This window comes from Lysobacter sp. Root494 (assembly GCF_001427225.1).
GTDB lineage: Bacteria > Pseudomonadota > Gammaproteobacteria > Xanthomonadales > Xanthomonadaceae > Agrilutibacter.
The window spans coordinates 129,735-149,478 of the sequence record NZ_LMFH01000005.1 but is presented as its reverse complement, the minus strand read 5'-3'; the positions used below and the strand labels follow the sequence as shown (position 1 = coordinate 149,478).

The 19,744-nt window shown below is 64.9% G+C and carries 14 protein-coding genes and 1 riboswitch; of the genes, 10 read left to right on the top strand and 4 right to left on the bottom strand.

Features of this window, described 5'->3' with window-relative positions; all coding sequences use genetic code 11:
* Positions 1–235: 235 nt before the first annotated feature.
* Both ASD14_RS03960 and ASD14_RS03955 read left to right on the top strand, forming a co-directional pair.
* Positions 236–2,329: a phospholipase C, phosphocholine-specific gene (locus ASD14_RS03960; RefSeq protein ID WP_082538729.1), complete on the top strand. Its 2,094-nt coding sequence runs from the start codon at positions 236–238 to the stop codon at positions 2,327–2,329.
* A 117-nt stretch (positions 2,330–2,446) separates the two neighbouring features.
* Positions 2,447–4,435, top strand: a complete 1,989-nt coding sequence (locus tag ASD14_RS03955; protein ID WP_056129324.1) for a M2 family metallopeptidase — start codon at positions 2,447–2,449, stop codon at positions 4,433–4,435.
* Positions 4,436–4,729: 294 nt separating this feature from the next.
* Here ASD14_RS03955 and ASD14_RS03950 read toward each other — a convergent pair whose 3' ends face one another.
* A complete protein-coding gene (locus ASD14_RS03950) occupies positions 4,730–5,428 on the bottom strand; it encodes a glutathione binding-like protein (protein WP_056132060.1) in 699 nt (232 codons plus the stop codon).
* A gap of 193 nt (positions 5,429–5,621) precedes the next feature.
* Between ASD14_RS03950 and ASD14_RS03945 the strand changes: the two genes are divergently transcribed.
* Positions 5,622–6,713, top strand: a complete 1,092-nt coding sequence (locus tag ASD14_RS03945; protein ID WP_056129322.1) for an aromatic ring-hydroxylating dioxygenase subunit alpha — start codon at positions 5,622–5,624, stop codon at positions 6,711–6,713.
* Between the two features lie 31 nt (positions 6,714–6,744).
* Positions 6,745–8,013: an amino acid permease gene (locus ASD14_RS03940; RefSeq protein WP_056132056.1), complete on the top strand. Its 1,269-nt coding sequence runs from the start codon at positions 6,745–6,747 to the stop codon at positions 8,011–8,013.
* 15 nt (positions 8,014–8,028) lie between these two features.
* Here ASD14_RS03940 and ASD14_RS03935 read toward each other — a convergent pair whose 3' ends face one another.
* Both ASD14_RS03935 and ASD14_RS03930 read right to left on the bottom strand, forming a co-directional pair.
* The gene (locus ASD14_RS03935) at positions 8,029–9,282 is read right to left on the bottom strand and encodes a multidrug effflux MFS transporter (RefSeq protein ID WP_056129319.1); all 1,254 of its coding nucleotides are present in this window, start codon (positions 9,280–9,282) and stop codon (positions 8,029–8,031) included.
* A 102-nt stretch (positions 9,283–9,384) separates the two neighbouring features.
* Positions 9,385–9,807, bottom strand: a complete 423-nt coding sequence (locus ASD14_RS03930) for a VOC family protein (protein ID WP_056129314.1) — start codon at positions 9,805–9,807, stop codon at positions 9,385–9,387.
* A gap of 292 nt (positions 9,808–10,099) precedes the next feature.
* On the opposite strand from ASD14_RS03930, the gene ASD14_RS03925 reads away from it, so the two are divergent.
* Together ASD14_RS03925 and gcvP are read left to right on the top strand one after the other, a co-directional pair.
* On the top strand, positions 10,100–11,425 hold the full coding sequence (locus ASD14_RS03925; protein WP_162247670.1) for a sensor domain-containing diguanylate cyclase: 1,326 nt from the start codon (positions 10,100–10,102) through the stop codon (positions 11,423–11,425).
* A gap of 319 nt (positions 11,426–11,744) precedes the next feature.
* A riboswitch (glycine riboswitch) is annotated at positions 11,745–11,879 on the top strand.
* 153 nt (positions 11,880–12,032) lie between these two features.
* Positions 12,033–14,930: an aminomethyl-transferring glycine dehydrogenase gene (gene gcvP / locus ASD14_RS03920; RefSeq protein ID WP_200947015.1), complete on the top strand. Its 2,898-nt coding sequence runs from the start codon at positions 12,033–12,035 to the stop codon at positions 14,928–14,930.
* Positions 14,931–15,050: 120 nt separating this feature from the next.
* Here the strand turns inward: gcvP and ASD14_RS03915 are convergent, their stop codons facing one another.
* Positions 15,051–15,884 (bottom strand): hypothetical protein, encoded by an 834-nt coding sequence (locus ASD14_RS03915; RefSeq protein WP_056129306.1) that lies wholly within the window; start codon positions 15,882–15,884, stop codon positions 15,051–15,053.
* Positions 15,885–16,152: 268 nt separating this feature from the next.
* On the opposite strand from ASD14_RS03915, the gene ASD14_RS03910 reads away from it, so the two are divergent.
* From ASD14_RS03910 to ASD14_RS03895, 4 genes are all read left to right on the top strand, one after another.
* Positions 16,153–16,932 (top strand): iron-containing redox enzyme family protein, encoded by a 780-nt coding sequence (locus tag ASD14_RS03910; protein WP_082538727.1) that lies wholly within the window; start codon positions 16,153–16,155, stop codon positions 16,930–16,932.
* Positions 16,933–16,955: 23 nt separating this feature from the next.
* The gene (locus ASD14_RS03905) at positions 16,956–17,408 is read left to right on the top strand and encodes a VOC family protein (RefSeq protein WP_056132054.1); all 453 of its coding nucleotides are present in this window, start codon (positions 16,956–16,958) and stop codon (positions 17,406–17,408) included.
* 14 nt (positions 17,409–17,422) lie between these two features.
* The gene (locus tag ASD14_RS03900; protein WP_056129301.1) at positions 17,423–18,817 is read left to right on the top strand and encodes an aspartate aminotransferase family protein; all 1,395 of its coding nucleotides are present in this window, start codon (positions 17,423–17,425) and stop codon (positions 18,815–18,817) included.
* Positions 18,818–18,955: 138 nt separating this feature from the next.
* A complete protein-coding gene (locus ASD14_RS03895; RefSeq protein ID WP_056129298.1) occupies positions 18,956–19,624 on the top strand; it encodes an HAD family phosphatase in 669 nt (222 codons plus the stop codon).
* Positions 19,625–19,744 lie beyond the last annotated feature (120 nt).

Here is a 19,744-nt window from a genome sequence, read left to right as displayed (position 1 = left end):
ACTCAGGCACGCAGGAAAAACGAAAGACGGCCCGGGATCCACTTGCGTTTGAACCGGCGCGTCTAACGAAAGACGACAGTCATTCCGCTTGCGTTTGCGCACGCGCGTTCCGCACGGCACTGTGCGATCCGACTGCGCCCTACGCCGCTGGCCGGTGTAGTACGCATCCGTCCGCTGCAGAGCAATCGCCACATCGGACAATTCGGTCGCATCACGCAGCCACCGCGAGAACGCCATGGTTTCCGAACGACGCCGCCATTTCCTCAAGCTTTCCGCCGCCGCGGCAGCCGGCGCCGTCGGCGTGCAACTGCTGCCGAAGGTGATCCGCGACGCACTGGCCGTTGAACCGGCGATCGTCACCGGAACGATCCGGGACGTGCAGCACGTGGTGATCCTGATGCAGGAGAACCGCTCGTTCGACCACTACCTGGGCACCTTGCGTGGCGTGCGCGGCTTCGACGATCCGCGTCCGATCCCGCTGCCCGGCGGCAAGGCGGTCTGGTACCAGCCCAACCGCATCGGTGGTTCGAAGTACACGCTGCCGTTCCACCTGGACACCGACAAAACCGCAGCGCAATGCCTGGCGGACATCGACCACAACTGGAAAGGCTCGCACGCGTTGTGGAAGAACTACGACGCGTGGGTGCAGGTGAAGGGGCCGTTCGCGATGGGTCACTTCACCCGCGCAGACCTGCCGTTCTACTACGCGCTCGCCGACGCATTCACCGTGTGCGACGCGTACTACTGCTCCATCTTCGGGCCGACCAACCCCAACCGCATGCACATGTTCACCGGCACGAGCGGCCTGACCGTCGGAAACACCGGGACGCAGGCGGTGAACAACAAGGACGATGGCAACTGGACGGCGGACATGTCCAAGGACGATCCCGGCTTCGACGCCTACACCTGGACCACCTACGCCGAACGCCTGCAGGCCGCGGGCGTGAGCTGGAAGGTCTACCAGGAATACGACAACTACGGCGACAACTCGCTGCCGTGGTTCCGCAACTTCCGCAATCTCGACACTTCCTCGCCGCTGTACCAGCGCGGCCGAGCATGGGTCGCGGGTTCCAATGCCGGCAATGCGGCCGCTTCGCGCGGCGAACACATGGCCGATGCCTTCCGGCGCGACGTCGAGGCCGGCACGCTGCCGCAGGTGTCGTGGCTGGTCGCGCCCTACATCATGAGCGAGCATCCCGCAGCGACGCCGGCGTACGGCGAATCGCTGACCGCGCGCTTCCTCGAAGTGCTCGCAGCCAATCCCGAGGTGTGGTCGAAGACGGTGTTCATCGTCAACTACGACGAGAACGGCGGCTTCTTCGACCACGTGCCCGCGCCGCTGCCCGCGATCGACCGCAGCATGGGCCTGAGCACGGTCGACACCAGCACCGAAAACTACAACGGCGTGCCGGTGGGACTGGGAGCGCGCACGCCGATGTTCGTGATCTCGCCGTGGAGCAAGGGTGGCTGGGTGAATTCGCAGGTGTTCGACCACACCTCGCTGATCCGCTTCCTCGAGCAACGCTTCGGCGTGATCGATCCCAACATCAGCGCGTGGCGCCGCGAGGTATGCGGCGATCTCACATCGACACTGGAATTCGCCGATCCCGACAACAACTGGCCTGCACTGCCGGACACGACGGGCAACATCGGCGAAGCCGACGCGACCTGCGCATTCAAGCCGCCGCGCGTGCCAAACAGGCAGACCCTGCCGCGGCAGGAAACCGGACAACGTCCCGCGTGCGCGTTGCCCTACGAACTGCATGCCGATGGCCGCGTCGATCCCGTCGCGGGCCGTTTCTGGGTCGACTTCGCGAATACCGGCAGCGCGGGCGCGGCCTTCAACGTGTACTCGCAGAACCGCAGCGACGGTCCGTGGTTCTACACCGTCGGCGCCGGCAAGGAAGTGTCCGACTACTGGAGCGCGGTTTCCTACACCTCGGGTCGGTATGACCTGCGCGCTTACGGGCCCAACGGCTTCCTGCGCGAATTCGTCGGCGACGTGCTGCTCGCCGGCACGAGCAAGGCGCAGCCGGAAGTCGAGACGATCTACGATCGCGCAGGCGGGAGCATCATCCTGCGCCTGCGCAACAACGGCAGCGCGCCCTGCACGCTGACGGTCAGGCCAAACCGTTACAACACCGCGGCCCCACGCACGCACACCCTGGCCGCGGGCGCGAACGTCGACGATGCCTGGGCGATCGCGGGCAACGGCCACTGGTACGACCTGAGCATCACGTCCAGTTCCGACGCGAACTTTCTGCGCCGCCTTGCCGGCCATATGGAAACGGGAGCGGCGAGCGTGAGCGACCCCGCCATCGGCGCCTGACCGGCCGGACATGCGCGATGGCCGTCATTTCCGGCCGCCATCACTTGCAGGCCCCCGCTTCCACCCACTAGCCTCGCGGTTCTCCGCGCCCCGCCGGGCGCCCGCAGAGGATCCATCGTGAATCATCGTCATGCCCTGCTCGCGCTCGCGGTTGCCGCGGGCCTCACCTTGTCGGCCTGCAAGAAGGACCAGGCCCCCGCGACCGACGCGGCGAAGGCACCGGAGGGCGAGACCGCCGACCAGTTCGTCGCGCGCGTCAACGAGGAAATGCGCAAGATCTACCCCGAGCTCAACGCGGCGCAGTGGACGTCGGCGACCTACATCAACAGCGATACCGAGCTGCTGACCGCCAAGGCCAACGAGCGCTTCCTGTCGCAACTCAACAAGTGGATCGAGGAATCGCGCAAGTTCGAGGGGCAGAAGATGTCGCCCGAAAGCGCGCGCGCGATCCGCCTGCTCAAGCTCTCGGTCGCGATGCCGCCACCGAAGGATCCGAAGAAGCTCGAAGAGCTGACCGGCATCGCCACCAAGATGGAAGGCATGTACGGCTCGGGTGAGTACTGCAAGGGCGAAGGCAGCGCGCGCAAATGCCGCCAGCTCGGCGAACTCGAGGACGTGCTGCGCGATCCCGCCGCAAGCTATGAAGAGCAGCTCGACGCGTGGCAGGGCTGGCACACGATTTCGCAACCGATGCGCAAGGACTACACGCGCTTCGTCGAACTGATCAACACCGGCGCGAAGGACCTGGGCTACGCCGACACCGGCGAACTCTGGCGTTCGGGCTACGACATGACGCCGGCCGAAATCGCCGCCGAAACCGATCGCCTGTGGCTGCAGGTGAAGCCGCTGTACGAACAGCTGCACTGCTACACCCGCACGCAGCTGGAAAAGAAGTACGGCGACAAGGGCGAGGTCACGGGCGGCATGCTGCCCGCGCACCTGCTCGGCAACATGTGGCAGCAGGACTGGGGCAACCTCTGGCCGATCCTGCAGCCGTACGGCAACGACCAGGCCGGCAGCCTCGATATCACCGGCACGCTCAAGGCAGCGCGCGACGCGAAGGAAGCCGAGCTGCTGCGCGCGCTGGACCACGAAGCGACCTACCAGGAACGCGCCGACATCGCCCAGGAAGCCGACCTGGCCGAAGCCAGGGAAATGACCGAGCGCGCACAGGATTTCTACGCCTCGCTCGGCATGCCCAAGCTGCCCGAGAGCTACTGGACGAAGACGCAGTTCATCAAGCCGCGCGATCGCGACGTCGTCTGCCACGCCAGCGCGTGGGACATCGACATGAAGGGCGACGTGCGCACCAAGATGTGCATCAAGCCGAACGAGGAAGACTTCACCACGGTCTACCACGAGCTCGGCCACGTCTATTACTACATGGCCTACAACGACCAGCCGCCGATCTTCCAGCAGGGCGCGCACGATGGCTTCCACGAAGCCATTGGCGACACCATCGTGCTTTCGATGACGCCCAGCTACCTGCAGTCGATCGGCCTGGTGAGCGCGCAGATGCCGAGCAATGAAGCGGTGATCAACGCGCAGATGCGCATGGCGCTGGCGAAGGTGGCGTTCCTGCCCTTCGGCCTGATGATCGATCGCTGGCGCTGGGGCGTGTTCGATGGCTCGATCACACCGGCGAACTACAACAAGGCATGGTGGGACCTGAAGGCGAAATACCAGGGCGTCGCCCCGGTCAGCGCGCGCGGCGAGGACTTCTTCGATCCGGGCGCCAAGTACCACGTGCCGGGCAACACGCCGTACACGCGCTACTTCCTCTCGCACGTGCTGCAGTTCCAGTTCTACAAGGCGCTGTGCGATGCGTCGGGCTACAAGGGCCCGCTGCACGAGTGCAGCTTCTATGGCAACAAGGCCGCCGGTGCGAAGTACCAGGCAATGCTGAGCAAGGGCGCGAGCCAGCCGTGGCAGCAGACCATGAAGGAACTCACCGGTGGCGGGAAGATGGACGCCTCCGCGATCCTCGAATACTTCTCGCCGCTGCAGGCGTGGCTGAAGCAGCAGAATGAAGGCAAGACCTGCGGCTGGAATGCCGAAGCCGGCAAGACAACCGCCGTACCGGAGACAAAACAGGCTGGCGCCTGATTTCGCGCGAGGTTTGAGATTGCAAAGAAAAGGCCGGCGATTGCCGGCCTTTTCTTATTGCGGTTGCGCATCAATGGTTACCGTTCCGCGTTGCCTACGAAGTCCCTCTCCCCGCTTGCGGGGAGAGGGTGCCCGAAGGGCGGGTGAGGGTGGCGAGCGCAGCGAGCTACTTTTGTTTTTGCTGTTGGATGAAGCAGGCAGAGCAAATGAAGTTCGCTGCGCTGCCCCCTCATCTGTCCTTCGGGCATCTTCTCCCCGCAAGCGGGGAGAAGAGTTAATCGGACGGCCCGATAACTATTTGACGTTCGCCGCCGTCTGTCCGAACAGGATGCGGCGCTCTTCCTCGGAGATGTTGTTGCGTCCCGCATACGGCGGCGCCACGCCCTCGTAGGCGCGGATGGTGGCAGGACGCGCCTTGATCGTTTCGAACCAGCGCTTCAGGCTGGGGAAGTCGTCGAGGTTCTGGCCGTGCGGCTCGTGCGGAACGATCCACGGATAGCACGCCATGTCCGCGATCGAATATTCGCCCGCGATGAATTCCCGATCGGCCAGGCGTTTGTCGAGTACTCCGTAAAGACGGTTGGTTTCCTTTAGGTAACGCTCGATCGCATACGGCACCTTCTCCGGCGCATACACGGTGAAGTGCCCGTTCTGCCCCGCCATCGGCCCAAGGCCGCCGACCTGCCAGAACAGCCACTGCAGCACTTCGGCACGGCCACGCACGCCGGCGGGAATGAAGCGGCCGGTTTTCTCCGCGAGATACAGCAGCATCGCGCCCGATTCGAACAGCGAAATCGGCGCACCACCGTCGGCAGGATCGAGGTCGACCAGCGCCGGAATCTTGTTGTTCGGCGACACCTTCAGGAACTCCGGCTCGAACTGCGCACCCGCGCCGATGTCCACCGGAATGGTCCGGTGCGGCAGTCCGCTCTCCTCCATGAAGAGCCTGAGCTTGAGGCCATTGGGCGTGCCCCAGTAATACAGGTCGATCATCGCGTGCTCCTTGTTGGCATGCAGAACCAGGTACGCATGGTCGCGCACCCCGTGCCGTGAAGACATCAACATGCGAAGAACACTTTGGCCCGCAGTCGTCATGCAGGAGGATCCAGATGCCGGGCAAGCAACCGGACCAGTTGGATGAGGCCGCCGTGGATCGACCCGCCCGGCCCGGGTGCATACTCTTTGCATGAACAGAGCCGACGCTCCCGCCGACCTCGCGCCGCAGCCGCTGGACCACGCCACGGCATTGCCGGCGCGTTTTTACTTCGAGCCCTCGATGGTGGCCGCCGATCGCCGCCTGATCTTCGATCGAAGCTGGCAACTGCTCGCGCATGTGTGCCAGCTGCAAAACCCGGGTGACCACGTGATCGGCGATTTCGCCGGCCTGCCGGTCATCGCCGTACGCGGCGCGGACGGAGAAATCCGCGTCTTCCACAACGTCTGCCGCCATCGCGCCGGGCCGATCGCGCAATGCGACGGGCTCGCGGCGAAGTCGCTGCGCTGCCGCTACCACGGCTGGACCTACGCGCTCGACGGCACGCTGCGTTCGGCGCCGGAGATGGGCACCGCGCCCGACTTCGACGTGAGCCAGGTGAAGTTGCCGCAGCTCGCGGTGCGCGTATGGCAGGGCATGGTGTTCGCGGCGGTGGACGAAGCGAATGCGCCGTCGTTCGAAGCCTTCGTGAAGGGCATCGACGAGCGCCTCGGCGCGGACCGGCACCTCGAGCAATACGGCCACCATCACCGCGTCGGTTACGACGTCGCCTGCAACTGGAAGGTGTACGTCGATAACTACCTCGAGGGCTACCACGTCCCGCACATCCATCCGGGATTGAACAAGCTGCTCGACTACCGCAGCTACATCACCGATACCGCCGAGTGGTACTCCTATCAGTTCAGTCCATTGGAAAGCGGCGACGGCCTCTACGGCGCCGGCGACGCGCTGTACTACTGGATGTGGCCCAACACGATGCTCAACATCCTGCCCGGCCGCCTGCAGACCAATCGCGTGATTCCGAAAGGCGTGGACCGCTGCAGGGTCGAATTCGACTTCTACTACAGCCTCGACGAATCGGAAGAAGCCGCGCAACGCCGCCTCAACGACCTCAGCTTCAGCGACGAAGTGCAGTTCGAGGACCTGACGATCTGCGAAGACGTGCAGCGCGGGCTGTCGTCTGGTTCCTACGAGCCTGGCCGGTTGAATCCATTACGCGAAAACGCCTTGCATCATTTCCATGAGCTGCTGCGCGGTGTTTACCGCAACGCAGGCGGCGCCTGACCACTTCGATCGCACATTCCCCGAGGCCTGCATGAGCGCGAACCGCCCCCTTGGCCTCTGGTCCGCAACGGCCCTTGTCGTCGGCAGCATCATCGGCAGCGGCGTATTCCTGTTGCCCGCGTCGCTGGCACTGTATGGCGCCACTAGCCTGATCGGCTGGGCCATCACGCTGTTCGGCGCAGTGATGCTGGCGCTGACGTTCGCGAAGCTGTCGTCGCGCTGGCCACAGACCGGCGGTCCGTACACGTACGCGCGCGTGGGCTTCGGCGACCTGGCCGGCTTCGTGATCGCGTGGAGTTACTGGATTTCGACATGGACGACGAATGCCGCGATCGCAGTAGCGTTTGCGGGCAGCATGGGCTCGATCTTCCCTGGCCTGACCGCGACACCGCTCCGTTCCGCCGCGTGCGCGCTCGTTGCCCTGTGGACGTGCATCGCGATCAACCTGGCCGGCGTGCGCGAAGTCGGACGCGCGCAGGTCGTGCTCACGGTGCTGAAGTTCTTACCGCTGCTGGTGTTCGGTGGGATCGCGATCTGGTTCGTCGACGGCAGCTACTACCGACCGCTGAATCCAAGCGCGCAACCGCTGCCACACGCGGTGAACGCCACGGTCGCGCTCACGTTGTGGGCCCTCCTCGGCCTTGAAGCCGCGACCGTGCCCGCCGGCTCCATCGACAATCCGGAACGCACGGTGCCGCGCGCGACGGTGCTCGGCACCTGCCTCGCGGGCCTCGCCACGATCCTGGCCTGCAGCGCCGTGCTCGGCCTGTTGCCCGCCCAACAACTCGCGACCTCTTCGGCGCCGATGGCCGATGCCGCGCGTTCGTTGTGGGGACCGGTGGCCGGCATCGGCATAGCCGCAGTTGCCGCCATCTCGTGTCTTGGCGCGTTGAATGGCTGGGTGCTGATCTCGGCGCAGGTCCCGATGGCGGCCGCGCGGGACGGCGTGATGCCGTCGGTGTTCGCGCGACTGGATCCGCGCGGAACGCCCGCTACCGGCGTGCTGATCGCGGGCACGCTGGCGACGCTGCTGGTGTTCGCAAACTTCAGCAAGTCGCTGGTGCAGTTGTTCACCTTCGCGATCCTGCTGTCGACTGCGGCGACGTTACTGCCGTATCTCGTCAGCAGCGCGGCGTGGCTGCGCCGCGGCGATCGCAGCGGCCGCGTGGTCGCCTTGCTCGCGTTGCTCTACAGCGCGTATGCATTGGCCGGAATCGGTACCGAATCGCTGCTGTGGGGCATCGTGCTGGTGGCGGCCGGCCTGCCGGTCTATTGGCTCGTCAGGCGCAGGCGCGCGTAAGCAGCGTCCGTCCCCTTAGAGGGTTTCGCCCGGCACCGTTTCGGTTTCGCTCGCGGGTGCCAACAGCGGCTGCGACACCCGTCGCTCCCAGGTCCACAGGCCGAACGCGATCGCCAGGAACACCATCGCGACGCCCACCATCCACAACACGTGCGCGCTGACCAGTGGCGACAGCACGCCCGCGATAACCGCGTTGAGCACCAGGCTGGTGAACGCCTGCAGCGACGAAGCCGACCCGCGTTGGCGCGGATACATGTCCAGGATCGCCAGGGTGACGATCGGGAACACCAGCGCGATGCCGAACGCGTTGAGCGAGATCGGCAGCACCGCCCAGGGCACCGTCGGCACGTCGACCAGCAACGTGTAGGCGAGATTGAGCAGCATCGCGATCGCGCTGGCGATGAAGCCGAAATGCACCAGCCTTTCGCCGCTGATTTTCCCTGCCGTGCGTCCGGACACGAACGCACCCGTCACCATGCCGGTGATCATCGGCACGAAGAACCAGCCGAAGTCGCCTTCGCCCAGCCTGAGATGGTCGACGACGAACGCGGGCGCCGAGGCGATGAACAACCACAACGCGGCGAAGTTGAAGGCGCTTGCACCCGCCAGGCGCTGGAAGCGCGGATTGGCGAAGATGGAAACGTAATCGCGCACCAGCGACTTCGCCCGCAGCGGCAGGCGTGCTTCCTTCGCATGGGTTTCCGGCAGGCCCACCCATGTCACGACGAGCAGCAGCACCGAGAACGCGGCAAGGAACCAGAAGATCACCGGCCACGCGGTCCATCCGAGGATCCACCCGCCGATGATCGGCGCGATCGCCGGCGCGATGCCGAAGATCATCGACACCTGGCTCATCAGGCGTTGCGCCGCTTCGCCCTGCAGCACGTCGCGGATCACCGCACGGCCAACGATCAGCCCGACGCCCGAGGACAATCCCTGCAATGCGCGGAAGGCCAGCAGCATCGGCAGGTCGCGCGACAACGCACAGCCGATCGATGCGAAGGTGAAGACGATCAGCCCCCCGAGGATCACCCGCTTGCGTCCGATCGCATCCGAGAGCGGTCCGTGCACCAGGCTCATCAGCGCGTAGGCGACGAGATAGGCGCTGATCGTCTGCTGGATCTCGATCTTGTCCGCCTCCAGTTGCGCACCCATCGCCGGGAACGCGGGGAAGATCGTGTCGATCGAGAACGGCCCGAACATCGCCAGGCCACCGAGCAGCAGGGCAAGGCGGCGGAACGGCAATCGGGATGACGCGGCGTCGGCCATGGCGTGGGGAATTCCAGTAGCGTGCGCCAGGCGCACGTTGTTGCGGTTGCGATGATTGCGTCGACTTGCTTGGCCGGCGAATGGTACGCGTGCGCGGCGCGATTACGGCGACGGCGGTCCCTTCAGCTCGATGAGGTTGCCCTCCGGATCGAACAGGTACTGCGATGGCCCCTCGCCCTCCGCGCCGTAACGCGATCCGAATTCGCCGATACGCACGCCATGCGCCTGCAGGTGCGCGACGATCGCATCGCGATCGAAAGGCTCCACACGCAGGCAGAGGTGATCCATGTTGCGGCCCTGGACGCCAGGCGCTGCCCCACCCATCTGCCCGAGCTTTCCATCGACCGGCACCAGGTCGATCAACGACTGTCCCGCGCGCAACTGGATGAGCCCGATCGCTTCCTGCCGGCGCTCCACGCTGCAGCCGAGCACGTTGCAATAGAAGTCGACCATGGGGCCTGCATTGCCCACGCGCAGCACGACATGATCGATCTGTCGCAAAGCAAAGGGCGGCGGCTGGATCATGGCTCTCTCCCGAGCGCGGCTTCGACGAGCGCGATGCGTAAAAGGATAGCGATCCGCCCGACAGCAGACCCGTGCCATCCGGCATCTGCAACCCGTGAAACGGCGGCATTTGCGAGGCAAGCGGCTGGGCGTTATTCCCCGCGAATTCCGGGGGATATCGCCCACGGCGATGACCGCTCGCCAACCGTTGATCGCAAACGCGCACTGCTTCGCAATGCTTCTGCAACTCGCGTCACGAAACGGCGCCAGATCGTCATTGATGCTCCACACCCCCGTGGCTACCTTGCCTCCCATGCCTGTCCAGCGTCGTCGCGCCCGCCGGCTGATCGCAGAACTGCGCATCCTGCGTACTGCAATGAACGAGCTGTCGGCGTTCGTCTATGCGAAGGACCTGGCAGGCAGATACATCTTTGCCAACCGTGCCATGCACGCGTTGTACCGAGCGGCGCCCAACGAGGTGATCGGCGCCGATGATTCCCGGTTCTGGGACATACCGGGTTCGCGTGCCATCTGGCGCAACGACCGTCGAGTGATCGAAGGCGGCGTGCGCCTGGAAACTGAGGAACACCTGGCAATGCCGGGAGCAGATACGAGAACCTACTTCAGCGTGAAGACACCCGTACGCGATGCGCGCGGCCGCATCACCGGCGTTGCTGGGATCTCCACCGACATCACCCACTTCAAGCGCCTGGAATCCGAGTTGCGCGAGAAGAATGCGCTCCTGGAATCGGTGCTGGAAAACGTCGACGCCTGCATCTACACGAAAGACCGTGCGCGTCGCTACACCTACGCCAACGCGAAGATGGCCGCGGTCGTCGGCCGCACGCCCGGTGAACTGATCGGCCGCACCGACGAGGAACTGGTCTCGGCCGAAGTCGCCGCGGACTGGCGCGTGCTCGACGATGCCGTCTTCGAAACGGGCGAGACACAATCGGGCGAAGAGATCTCCACCACGCCCGAAGGCGAGCGCCGCCACTTCTGGGTCGTGCAGATTCCCCAGCGCAACGCGCAGGGCGACGTCGTTTCCCTTTTGGGCATCTCCACCGACTTCACCGAGTTCTACCGACTCAAGGAAGAACTCGCGCGACAGGCGACCACCGACGAGCTGACCGGCGTGCGCAACCGCCGCAGCCTGCTGGAAACCGCGCGCCAGGAATTTTCGCGAGCCAACCGCTATGGCCTTCCGATGGCGATGCTCATGCTCGACATCGATTACTTCAAGCGCATCAACGATGGCTTTGGCCACGACGTCGGCGACAAGGTGTTGAAGGCCGTCGCCGAGGCCTGCCGCCGCGAACTGCGCGACAGCGACGTGCTCGGCCGTATCGGCGGCGAGGAATTCGGCGTGCTGCTGCCCAATACCGACATCGAAGGCGCGGCCGCGGTCGCCGAACGCCTGCGCGTTCGTATCGATGGCCTGGTGCTGTCCGGCGATTGGGGCGAGGACATCCGGCCGAAGGTCAGCGTCGGCGTCGCCTGCATGCAAGGCGCGGGACGCGTCGAGACCGTGCTCAAGCACGCCGATGAGGCGATGTATGCCGCGAAGGCGGCTGGCCGCAATCGCGTGCACGTGGCGCGTGGCGAGGAATGCCGTCCGACGCAGTTGCAGGATGGCTGATCCTGCGGAAGCCAGGGACCTGTCGTAACGTGCACGGCGCGCACGAAGATCCCTGAAAAAAAAACGTGCGTACAGCGCACGCACATCCGTCCAGCAGCCCCGTGGAAGGCGATCGGCGTTCGCCGACCCCGTTTCCCGGCGGCCACGGGACGACCGGCGGCCTGAACGGCGCCCTGAAACCCCTCGGTGAAAGGCCACCCGCTATAATTCCCGCTTCCACGCACACGGTGGGAGAAGCAGGCCGGCCGGCGTCATCGGCAAGGTCCGCTGCCGAAGGCGCAACCGCCCGGAATCGCTCAGGCCCACGTACTTCCGTGTCGCGAAACACTCTGGAGAGACCGGCTCGCACGTTGTGGTAGCGAGAACCGGCGCCGAAGGGGCAAGAAGCACGGTCGGGATTCCTCCCCTCCCGCCCGCTTCCCAAACTCTCAGGCAGAAGGACAGAGGGGCACGAACGGAAGCTTCGGCTTCTGCCCGTCGTTCCCGCGAAGGCGGGAACCCAGCGACTTCCGTCCCGTCGCGGCAATCCGCGCGAACGACAAGGGCACTGGATTTCCCTCCGCGGGAATGACGGCAGGAGAGACGCTCCCCTCATCCCTGCTGACGGATGCCCGCCATGACCCAGTCCTCCCTGCGCGACCTTGAACACCACGACGCGTTCCTCGAGCGTCACATCGGCCCCAACGACGCCGAGATCGCGCACATGCTGCGCGCCGTCGGCCATGACTCGCTCGATGCATTGACCAACGCGATCGTCCCCGCCTCGATCAAGTCCGCCGCGCCGCTGGCGCTGCCAGATCCGGTGACCGAAGTCGAAGCCATCGCCAAGATCCGCGCGATCGCCTCGAAGAACCACGTCTTCCGCTCCTTCATCGGCCAGGGCTACTACGGCACGCACACGCCGAACGTCATCCTGCGCAACATCCTCGAGAACCCCGCGTGGTACACGGCCTACACGCCGTACCAGGCGGAGATCTCGCAGGGCCGCATGGAAGCGCTGATCAACTTCCAGCAGATGTGCGCCGACCTCACCGGCATGGAGATCGCCAACGCCTCGCTGCTCGATGAAGCCACCGCGGCGGCCGAAGCGATGACGTTGGCCAAGCGTTCGTGCAAGTCGAAGTCGAACGTGTTCTTCGTCTCGAACGGCGTGCACCCGCAGTCGCTCGAAGTCATCCGTACCCGCGCCGAACCGCTCGACATCGAAATCGTCGTCGGCAACGACGCCGATGCGCTGAACATCGACGCCTTCGGCGTGATGCTGCAGTACCCCAACACCTTCGGCCAGATCGGCGACTACAAGGCCGTGGCCGATGCCGTGCATGCGCGCGGGGGCCTGGTCGCCGTCGCCACCGACCTGCTCGCACTCACGCTCATTGCCGCGCCCGGCGAATGGGGCGCCGACATCGTCGTCGGCAATTCGCAGCGTTTCGGCGTGCCGTTCGGCTTCGGTGGCCCGCATGCCGCGTTCATGGCCTGCCGCGATGCGTACAAGCGCTCGATGCCGGGCCGCCTGATCGGCGTGTCGATCGATGCCGAAGGCAAGCCGGCCTACCGCCTGACCCTGCAGACGCGCGAACAGCACATCCGCCGCGAAAAGGCCACGTCCAACATCTGCACCGCGCAGGTGCTGCTCGCGGTGATGGCCTCGATGTACGCCGTCTACCACGGCCCGGAGGGCCTCGCCCGCATCGCACGGCGCACGCACCGCCTCGCCGCGATCCTCGCCGCCGCGCTGGGCAAGGCCGGCGTGAACGTCGGCCCGGACTTCTTCGACACGCTGCATGTCACCGGCATCGACGCGGCTTCCATCCATGCGAAGGCGAAGGCCGCGAAGATCAACCTCCGCGCGATCGACTCCGGCAGCATCAGCATCAGCCTCGACGAAACCACCACGCGCGAAGACGTCGCCGCCCTCGCATCGTTGTTCGGCGCCGATGCATCGAACATCGACGTGCTCGACAAGGCCGCTGCCGACGCGATCCCCACCGGCTTGCGTCGCACGTCCGCGTTCCTCACCCACCCCGTCTTCAACACGCACCACAGCGAGCACGAACTGCTGCGCTACATGCGCGCGCTGGCCGACAAGGACCTGGCGATGGATCGCACGATGATCCCGCTGGGCTCGTGCACGATGAAGCTCAACGCCACCGCGGAAATGATCCCGGTGACGTGGCCGGAATTCGGCAACCTCCACCCGCTCGCACCGGCCGAACAGGCACAGGGTTACAGGGAGTTGATCGAAGGCCTCGAAGCCATGTTGGTCGAATGCACCGGCTACGACGCGGTAAGCCTGCAACCGAACTCCGGCGCGCAGGGCGAATACGCAGGCCTGCTCGCGATCCGCGCCTACCACCGCTCGCGCGGTGAAGCACACCGCGACATCTGCCTGATCCCCGATTCCGCACACGGCACCAATCCGGCATCGGCGCAGATGTGCGGCATGACCGTCGTCGTCACCAAGACCGACAGCAACGGCAACGTCGATATCGAGGACATCCGCCGCAACGCGGAGAAGTACAGCGGCCGCCTCGCCGCGATCATGATGACCTACCCCTCGACGCATGGCGTGTTCGAGGAAGACGTCGTCGAGATCTGCGAGATCGTGCACAAGCACGGCGGCCAGGTGTATACCGACGGCGCCAACATGAATGCCCTCGTCGGCGTGGCAAAGCCGGGCAAGTGGGGTTCGGACGTTTCGCACCTCAACCTGCACAAGACGTTCTGCATTCCGCACGGCGGCGGTGGCCCCGGTGTCGGTCCGTGCGCGGTGAAGTCGCACCTCGCGCCATTCCTGCCGCGCGCACTGGGCAATGACGGCCTGCGTACGCAGGGCGTGGGCAATGGCGACGTCGGCATGGTGAGCGCGGCGAGCTTCGGCTCCGCCTCGATCCTGCCGATCAGCTGGATGTACGTGACGATGATGGGCGCCGAAGGCCTGCGCAAGGCGACCCAGGTCGCGCTGCTCAACGCCAACTACATCGCCAAGCGCCTGGCGCCGCACTACGAAACGCTCTACACCGGCCGCAATGGCCTGGTCGCGCACGAGTGCATCCTCGACCTGCGTCCGCTCAAGGACGCCACCGGCATCAGCGCCGAAGACGTGGCCAAGCGCCTCATCGACTTCGGCTTCCACGCGCCGACGTTGAGCTTCCCGGTCGCCGGCACGCTGATGGTCGAGCCGACCGAATCCGAATCGCAGCACGAACTTGACCGCTTCATCGACGCGATGATCCAGATCCGCGACGAGATCCGCGCCATCGAGGAAGGCAAGCTCGACCGCGAGGACAACCCGCTCAAGCACGCCCCGCACACCGCGACGGCCGTGTCCGCGAGCGAGTGGATGCACGCCTACCCGCGCGAACTCGCCGCCTTCCCGCTACCTTCGTTGAAGCAGCAGAAGTACTGGCCGCCGGTCGCGCGTGTCGACAACGTCTACGGCGACAAGAACGTCATGTGCGCGTGCATTCCGGTGGATGCGTACAGGGATGAAGTCGAGGCGTAACTCCGCGCCCCGCGACAGAGTGAAAAAGCCCCGCATCGCGGGGCTTTTTTGCTTGGCGGCGTTCATGCTGGCGACGAAGTCCTGGTCGATGTTCCGTTGGTGCATGTCGGCCACCATTATTCAAGGGTGACGACTAGTGCCGGGCGCGGACCGGCGACGACCCGCGCGGTGCCCATGCAACGACGTACGCATCCGCCGTAGCGGCGCCTTCATGGGCAAGGCGAAACGGCGGTAGAAATAAGACAACACGCGGCGGGATGCGGGAATGCGATGCGCCAGTCCCTCCTCGATCGTGTAAACGCACGGCGCACAGATTCCGCATGGTTTTCCATGCGACGGCCTGTGGCAGAACCATGTCATCTCCATGATCGCGTCCCAGCCTTCGGCTGTCGCCTGCCGGCCGATTCCCACCTTGTCGATGTGGAACAGCGGAAAGCTGAAGTAACCGAACAACGTGAATTCCGGGGAGCCTGAGTGCCTCGGGTCGACGCGGATGCTGTGGAAGCCGGCAGGATGCTCGAACTCCATCGCGAACGAACGCAGCAGTGCCTGCACCTTGTCGTCGACATGCACGCCCAGTTCCATGTTCCCTATCGCGCCGTGCTTGCAATACGCCGGAAGCCATGAGTACTGGCTGCCGATGAACACCTTCTCCCGGATGTCCTGCAACGCACGGTCGATCTCCGCGTCCTCGGCTACGTTGCCGACCGATGCGATGCGCAGCGGCTGCAGCAGCCCGCGCGTGTGCGGGTAGGCAATGCGGAGGCAATCGCGGATGCGGGCCATCGTCTCCAGCTCGATCTGCGTCGATGGTCGGGTCGGGTCTTCCAGGTAGTGGGGAACGACCGGAACGCGATGCCGCAGCAACAGCTGCAGCAAGCGGAATGTCGAGTCCCAGCCGCCGGTCCAGAGCAGATTCACGCAGATGTTTTTTTCCGGACGTTGCGTGTTCATGTAGCGGGCTTACCTCGAGCATTCGATGCTGCCGGCTTGCACCGGGCAGCGCAGGCGTTGCAGTTTCGATCATGGAAGATGAATTGGCTGCATGGGGCATGCATATCCCTGCAGCGAACACACGCAATCCGCTGCCGCTTCCGTGAACTGAGACATACGCGTCGACAAGGCGTGAAAACCGTGGCGCGCGCCCACGAAATCTTGTTCATCCCTGCACATTCGATTGTCGACACTAGGGCTGCGGGGGGGTTGCTCGCAGGATGAACGCATGTCATTTCAAAAGAAGCTAACTACGCCAGCAGCACCCTTCATTCATTCCATCGCCCTGCAGTCGGGCGAATTGGATCGGAAAAGCTTCTGGGAATTCGCCGACGAGGCGAAAGAGGCAACGGAAGCACTCGCCGACGAGAAGATGAAGGTGCTTCCGCATCTTCCCGTCGATGCGCTGCAGCGGTTCTGCACGCAATACCGCTTCTTCACCATCGACTACATCAGCGACCTCGCGGTGCTCGTGGCCAAGCTGCCCTTCGGTGGCCTGCGCAGCCTGTTGAGCCAGATCCTCGCCGAGGAACTGGGTGAAGGGCATGCACACCGGGCGCATCCGGAAATCTATGACCGCTTCCTTGCAAGCATCGGCGTGGAACGGCAGCAGCTTGAGCGTCCCCTGCCCGCCAACCACGTGATCCTCGGCGAACTGACGGACGAACTGTCGCGCCGCAGCCCGGCATTCGGCGTGGGCCTGCGCGGAATGGGCGGTGAGTGCCTGTGCCAGACCTACCTTTCGGTCATGTTCGAGCACCTGCAGGAACATCCGTACATGCGCGATCCCTCGAACGGCATCGACTGGGAATTCTGGACGATCCACGCAGGCGAGCAGGACATCATCCATGGCGAACTGACGCGCCAGGCCATCGACGACTACATACGCGAGGAACCCGCCGCCTTGCCGGAACTTGCGCAAGGTTACGAGCGCAGCATCACCGCGTGGAATCTGTTCTGGCAGAACATCTTCGATGCCTGTATCGAACGGCCGGCGGCGTTGTCATGAGCGGAGCGGCGACGAGCGAACCCATGACTGTCGAGTCTTTGGCCAGCGTGCCCGCAAAAGGCAGGATCACGCAGTTCCATCTCGCCTTTCCCGTGCGCGACCTCGACGAGGCGCGGCACTTCTATGGCGATGTGATCGGTTGTCCGAAAGGCCGAAGCGACATCACGTACCAGGACTTCGACTTCTTCGGCCACCACCTCGTCGCGCATGTCTCCGCGGAATGCCAGCCGTTGCAGGGCGGACGCTTCGACGGCGAAGCCGTGCCGATTCCGCACTTCGGCATGAACCTCGACCGCTCGTCGTGGGAATCGCTTGCCAGGCGGCTGAAAGCCGCGAACGTCGCCTTCCATGAAGAACCGCATCTGCGGCTGAGGGGGAAACCGGGACAGCATGTGACGATGTTCCTGTTCGACCCGTCGGGCAACGCGCTGGAGTTCAAGTCGTTCGACGATCCCGAACAGACCTTCATTCCCTGATCGCGGCGATCGCAATGTCCGATCCCACCCTCGAGAGTGTCCGCGATGAAGCGGCGGCGGCTGCAAGGAGCGCGGAATCGTCGGCCGCCCGCGATAGCGATCGCAGGCATGTGCTGCATCCCTGGTCGTCGCACGCCATGCTGGAACCGACCGTCGTCACCGGATCGGCGGGTGCGCATTTCTGGGACGACAACGGACAACGCTGGCTCGATTTTTCCAGCCAGCTGGTCAATGTCAACGTTGGCCACCAGCATCCGAAGATGATTGCCGCGATCAAGGCGCAGGCCGGAAAGCTGTGCACGATCGCGCCGTACCACGCCAACGAGGTCACCAGCGAAGCGGCGCGCCTGATCTGCGAGATCGCGCCAGGCAACCTGGACCGCGTGTTCTTCACCAATGGAGGTGCGGAAGCGATCGAGAACGCGATCCGCATGGCGCGCCTGCATACCGCGCGACACAAGATCCTGACCGCGTACCGCAGCTACCACGGTGCGACCGCGGGTGCGATCAGCGCCACCGGCGATCCACGACGCTGGGCCTCGGAGCCGGCTGCTCCCGGCTTCGTGAAATTCTGGGGACCCTATCCGTATCGCTCCGCGTTCCATTCCGCCAGCGCCGCGGAGGAATGCGAACGGGCACTGTCACATCTCGCGGACACGATCGCGGCCGAAGGCCGGCACACCATTGCCGCGATCCTGCTGGAGACCGTGGTCGGCGCCAACGGCATTCTCGTGCCGCCCGACGGCTACCTGCAGGGCGTGCGTTCGCTGTGCGACGAACACGGCATCATGATGATCGCCGATGAAGTGATGTGCGGCTTTGGCCGCTGTGGCGAATGGTTCGCGATCGATCGCTGGAATGTCGTTCCGGATCTCATCACCTTCGCCAAGGGCGTCAACTCGGGCTACGTTCCCTTGGGCGGCGTGATCATGAGCGAAGCGATTTCCGCCGGCTTCGCCACGCGCGCCTATCCCGGTGGATTGACCTACTCCGGCCACCCACTGGCCTGCGCGGCGGCAGTCGCATGCATCGGCATCTACAGGGAAGAGGACCTCATCTCCCGCGCCCGCTCGTTGGGCGAAGACGTGATTGCGCCGGCACTGGGAGCGATACAGGAGCGGCATCCCTGTGTAGGCGACGTGCGCGGGCTCGGTGCGTTCTGGGCGATCGAACTTGTCCGCGACCGCCGCACCCGCGAGCCACTGGTGCCGTTCAATGCCGCCGGCGCCGCCGAGGCGCCGATGACCGAGCTCGCCGCCGCCTGCAAACGGCGCGGGCTATGGCCCTTCGTGGCATCTAACCGCTTGCACATCGTGCCGCCACTCACCATCGACGAGCCGTCGTTGCGCGAAGGTCTATCGATTGTCGACGAGGCGCTCCACGTGGCGGATCGCCACTGCACGGGATAGCCAGCGTGGGCGGGTGCATCCAGTCGGGACCCGCGCCGAGGAGCAACAACGCCGCGAACACCATGGGAGAAGGGCGGATCCCGCGCGGCACTCGAGCGCCATCTATCATTTGCAGCCAGGCCTCGGACGCTTCCCTTCATGACCCCAGTGGACTTCACCCCGGACGCCGTGCTGTTCGACATGGACGGACTGATGATCGAAAGCGAGCGCGCGTTGTTGCAGTGCTGGCGCGAGGCTTCGCATGGATTGGGGCTGCACCATCTCGACGACGCGTTGTGGCTGTCGTTCGTCGGCCTGTCCGACCGCGTCTGCGTGGAGCTGCTGCGCGAGCGCCTCGATGAAACACAACTGCAAGCGCTGCTGCAGGACGTGCACGATCGCTACGACCGGCACGTGGAAGCCGGACTTCCGCTCAAGGCCGGCGTGCTCGAATTACTTGCGGAACTCGGGCAGCGAGGCATTCCCCGCGCGGTGGTGACCTCGACCCGTCGCGAGCGCGCCATGCAGAAGCTGGAGCGCTGCGGGTTGTTGCCGCACTTCGACACGGTGGTCAGCGGCAGCGACGTAGTGCACGCGAAACCCGCGCCAGACATCTACCTGCTCGCGGCGGAGCGACTCCATGTTTCACCGTCGCGCTGCGTTGTGCTGGAGGATTCCGTGCCCGGCGTGCGTGCCGCACTCGCCGCCGGCATGACGCCGATCCAGGTGCCCGATCTCGTCATTCCGGATGAAGCCGCTCGCGTGCTGGGACATCGGATCGTGGATTCACTGGCACACGCGCATGAGTTGATTGCGGCCGCGCTGTAGCGGGACGTCCGCGACGATGCCGTAGCGCACGCCGCGGCCCTGACTCCGATCCGCAGCTGCAGTTGCAGCTACGCGCCTTCCGCGAACCGTTCCGCACAGTGGCCGGAATCCGCACTCCAG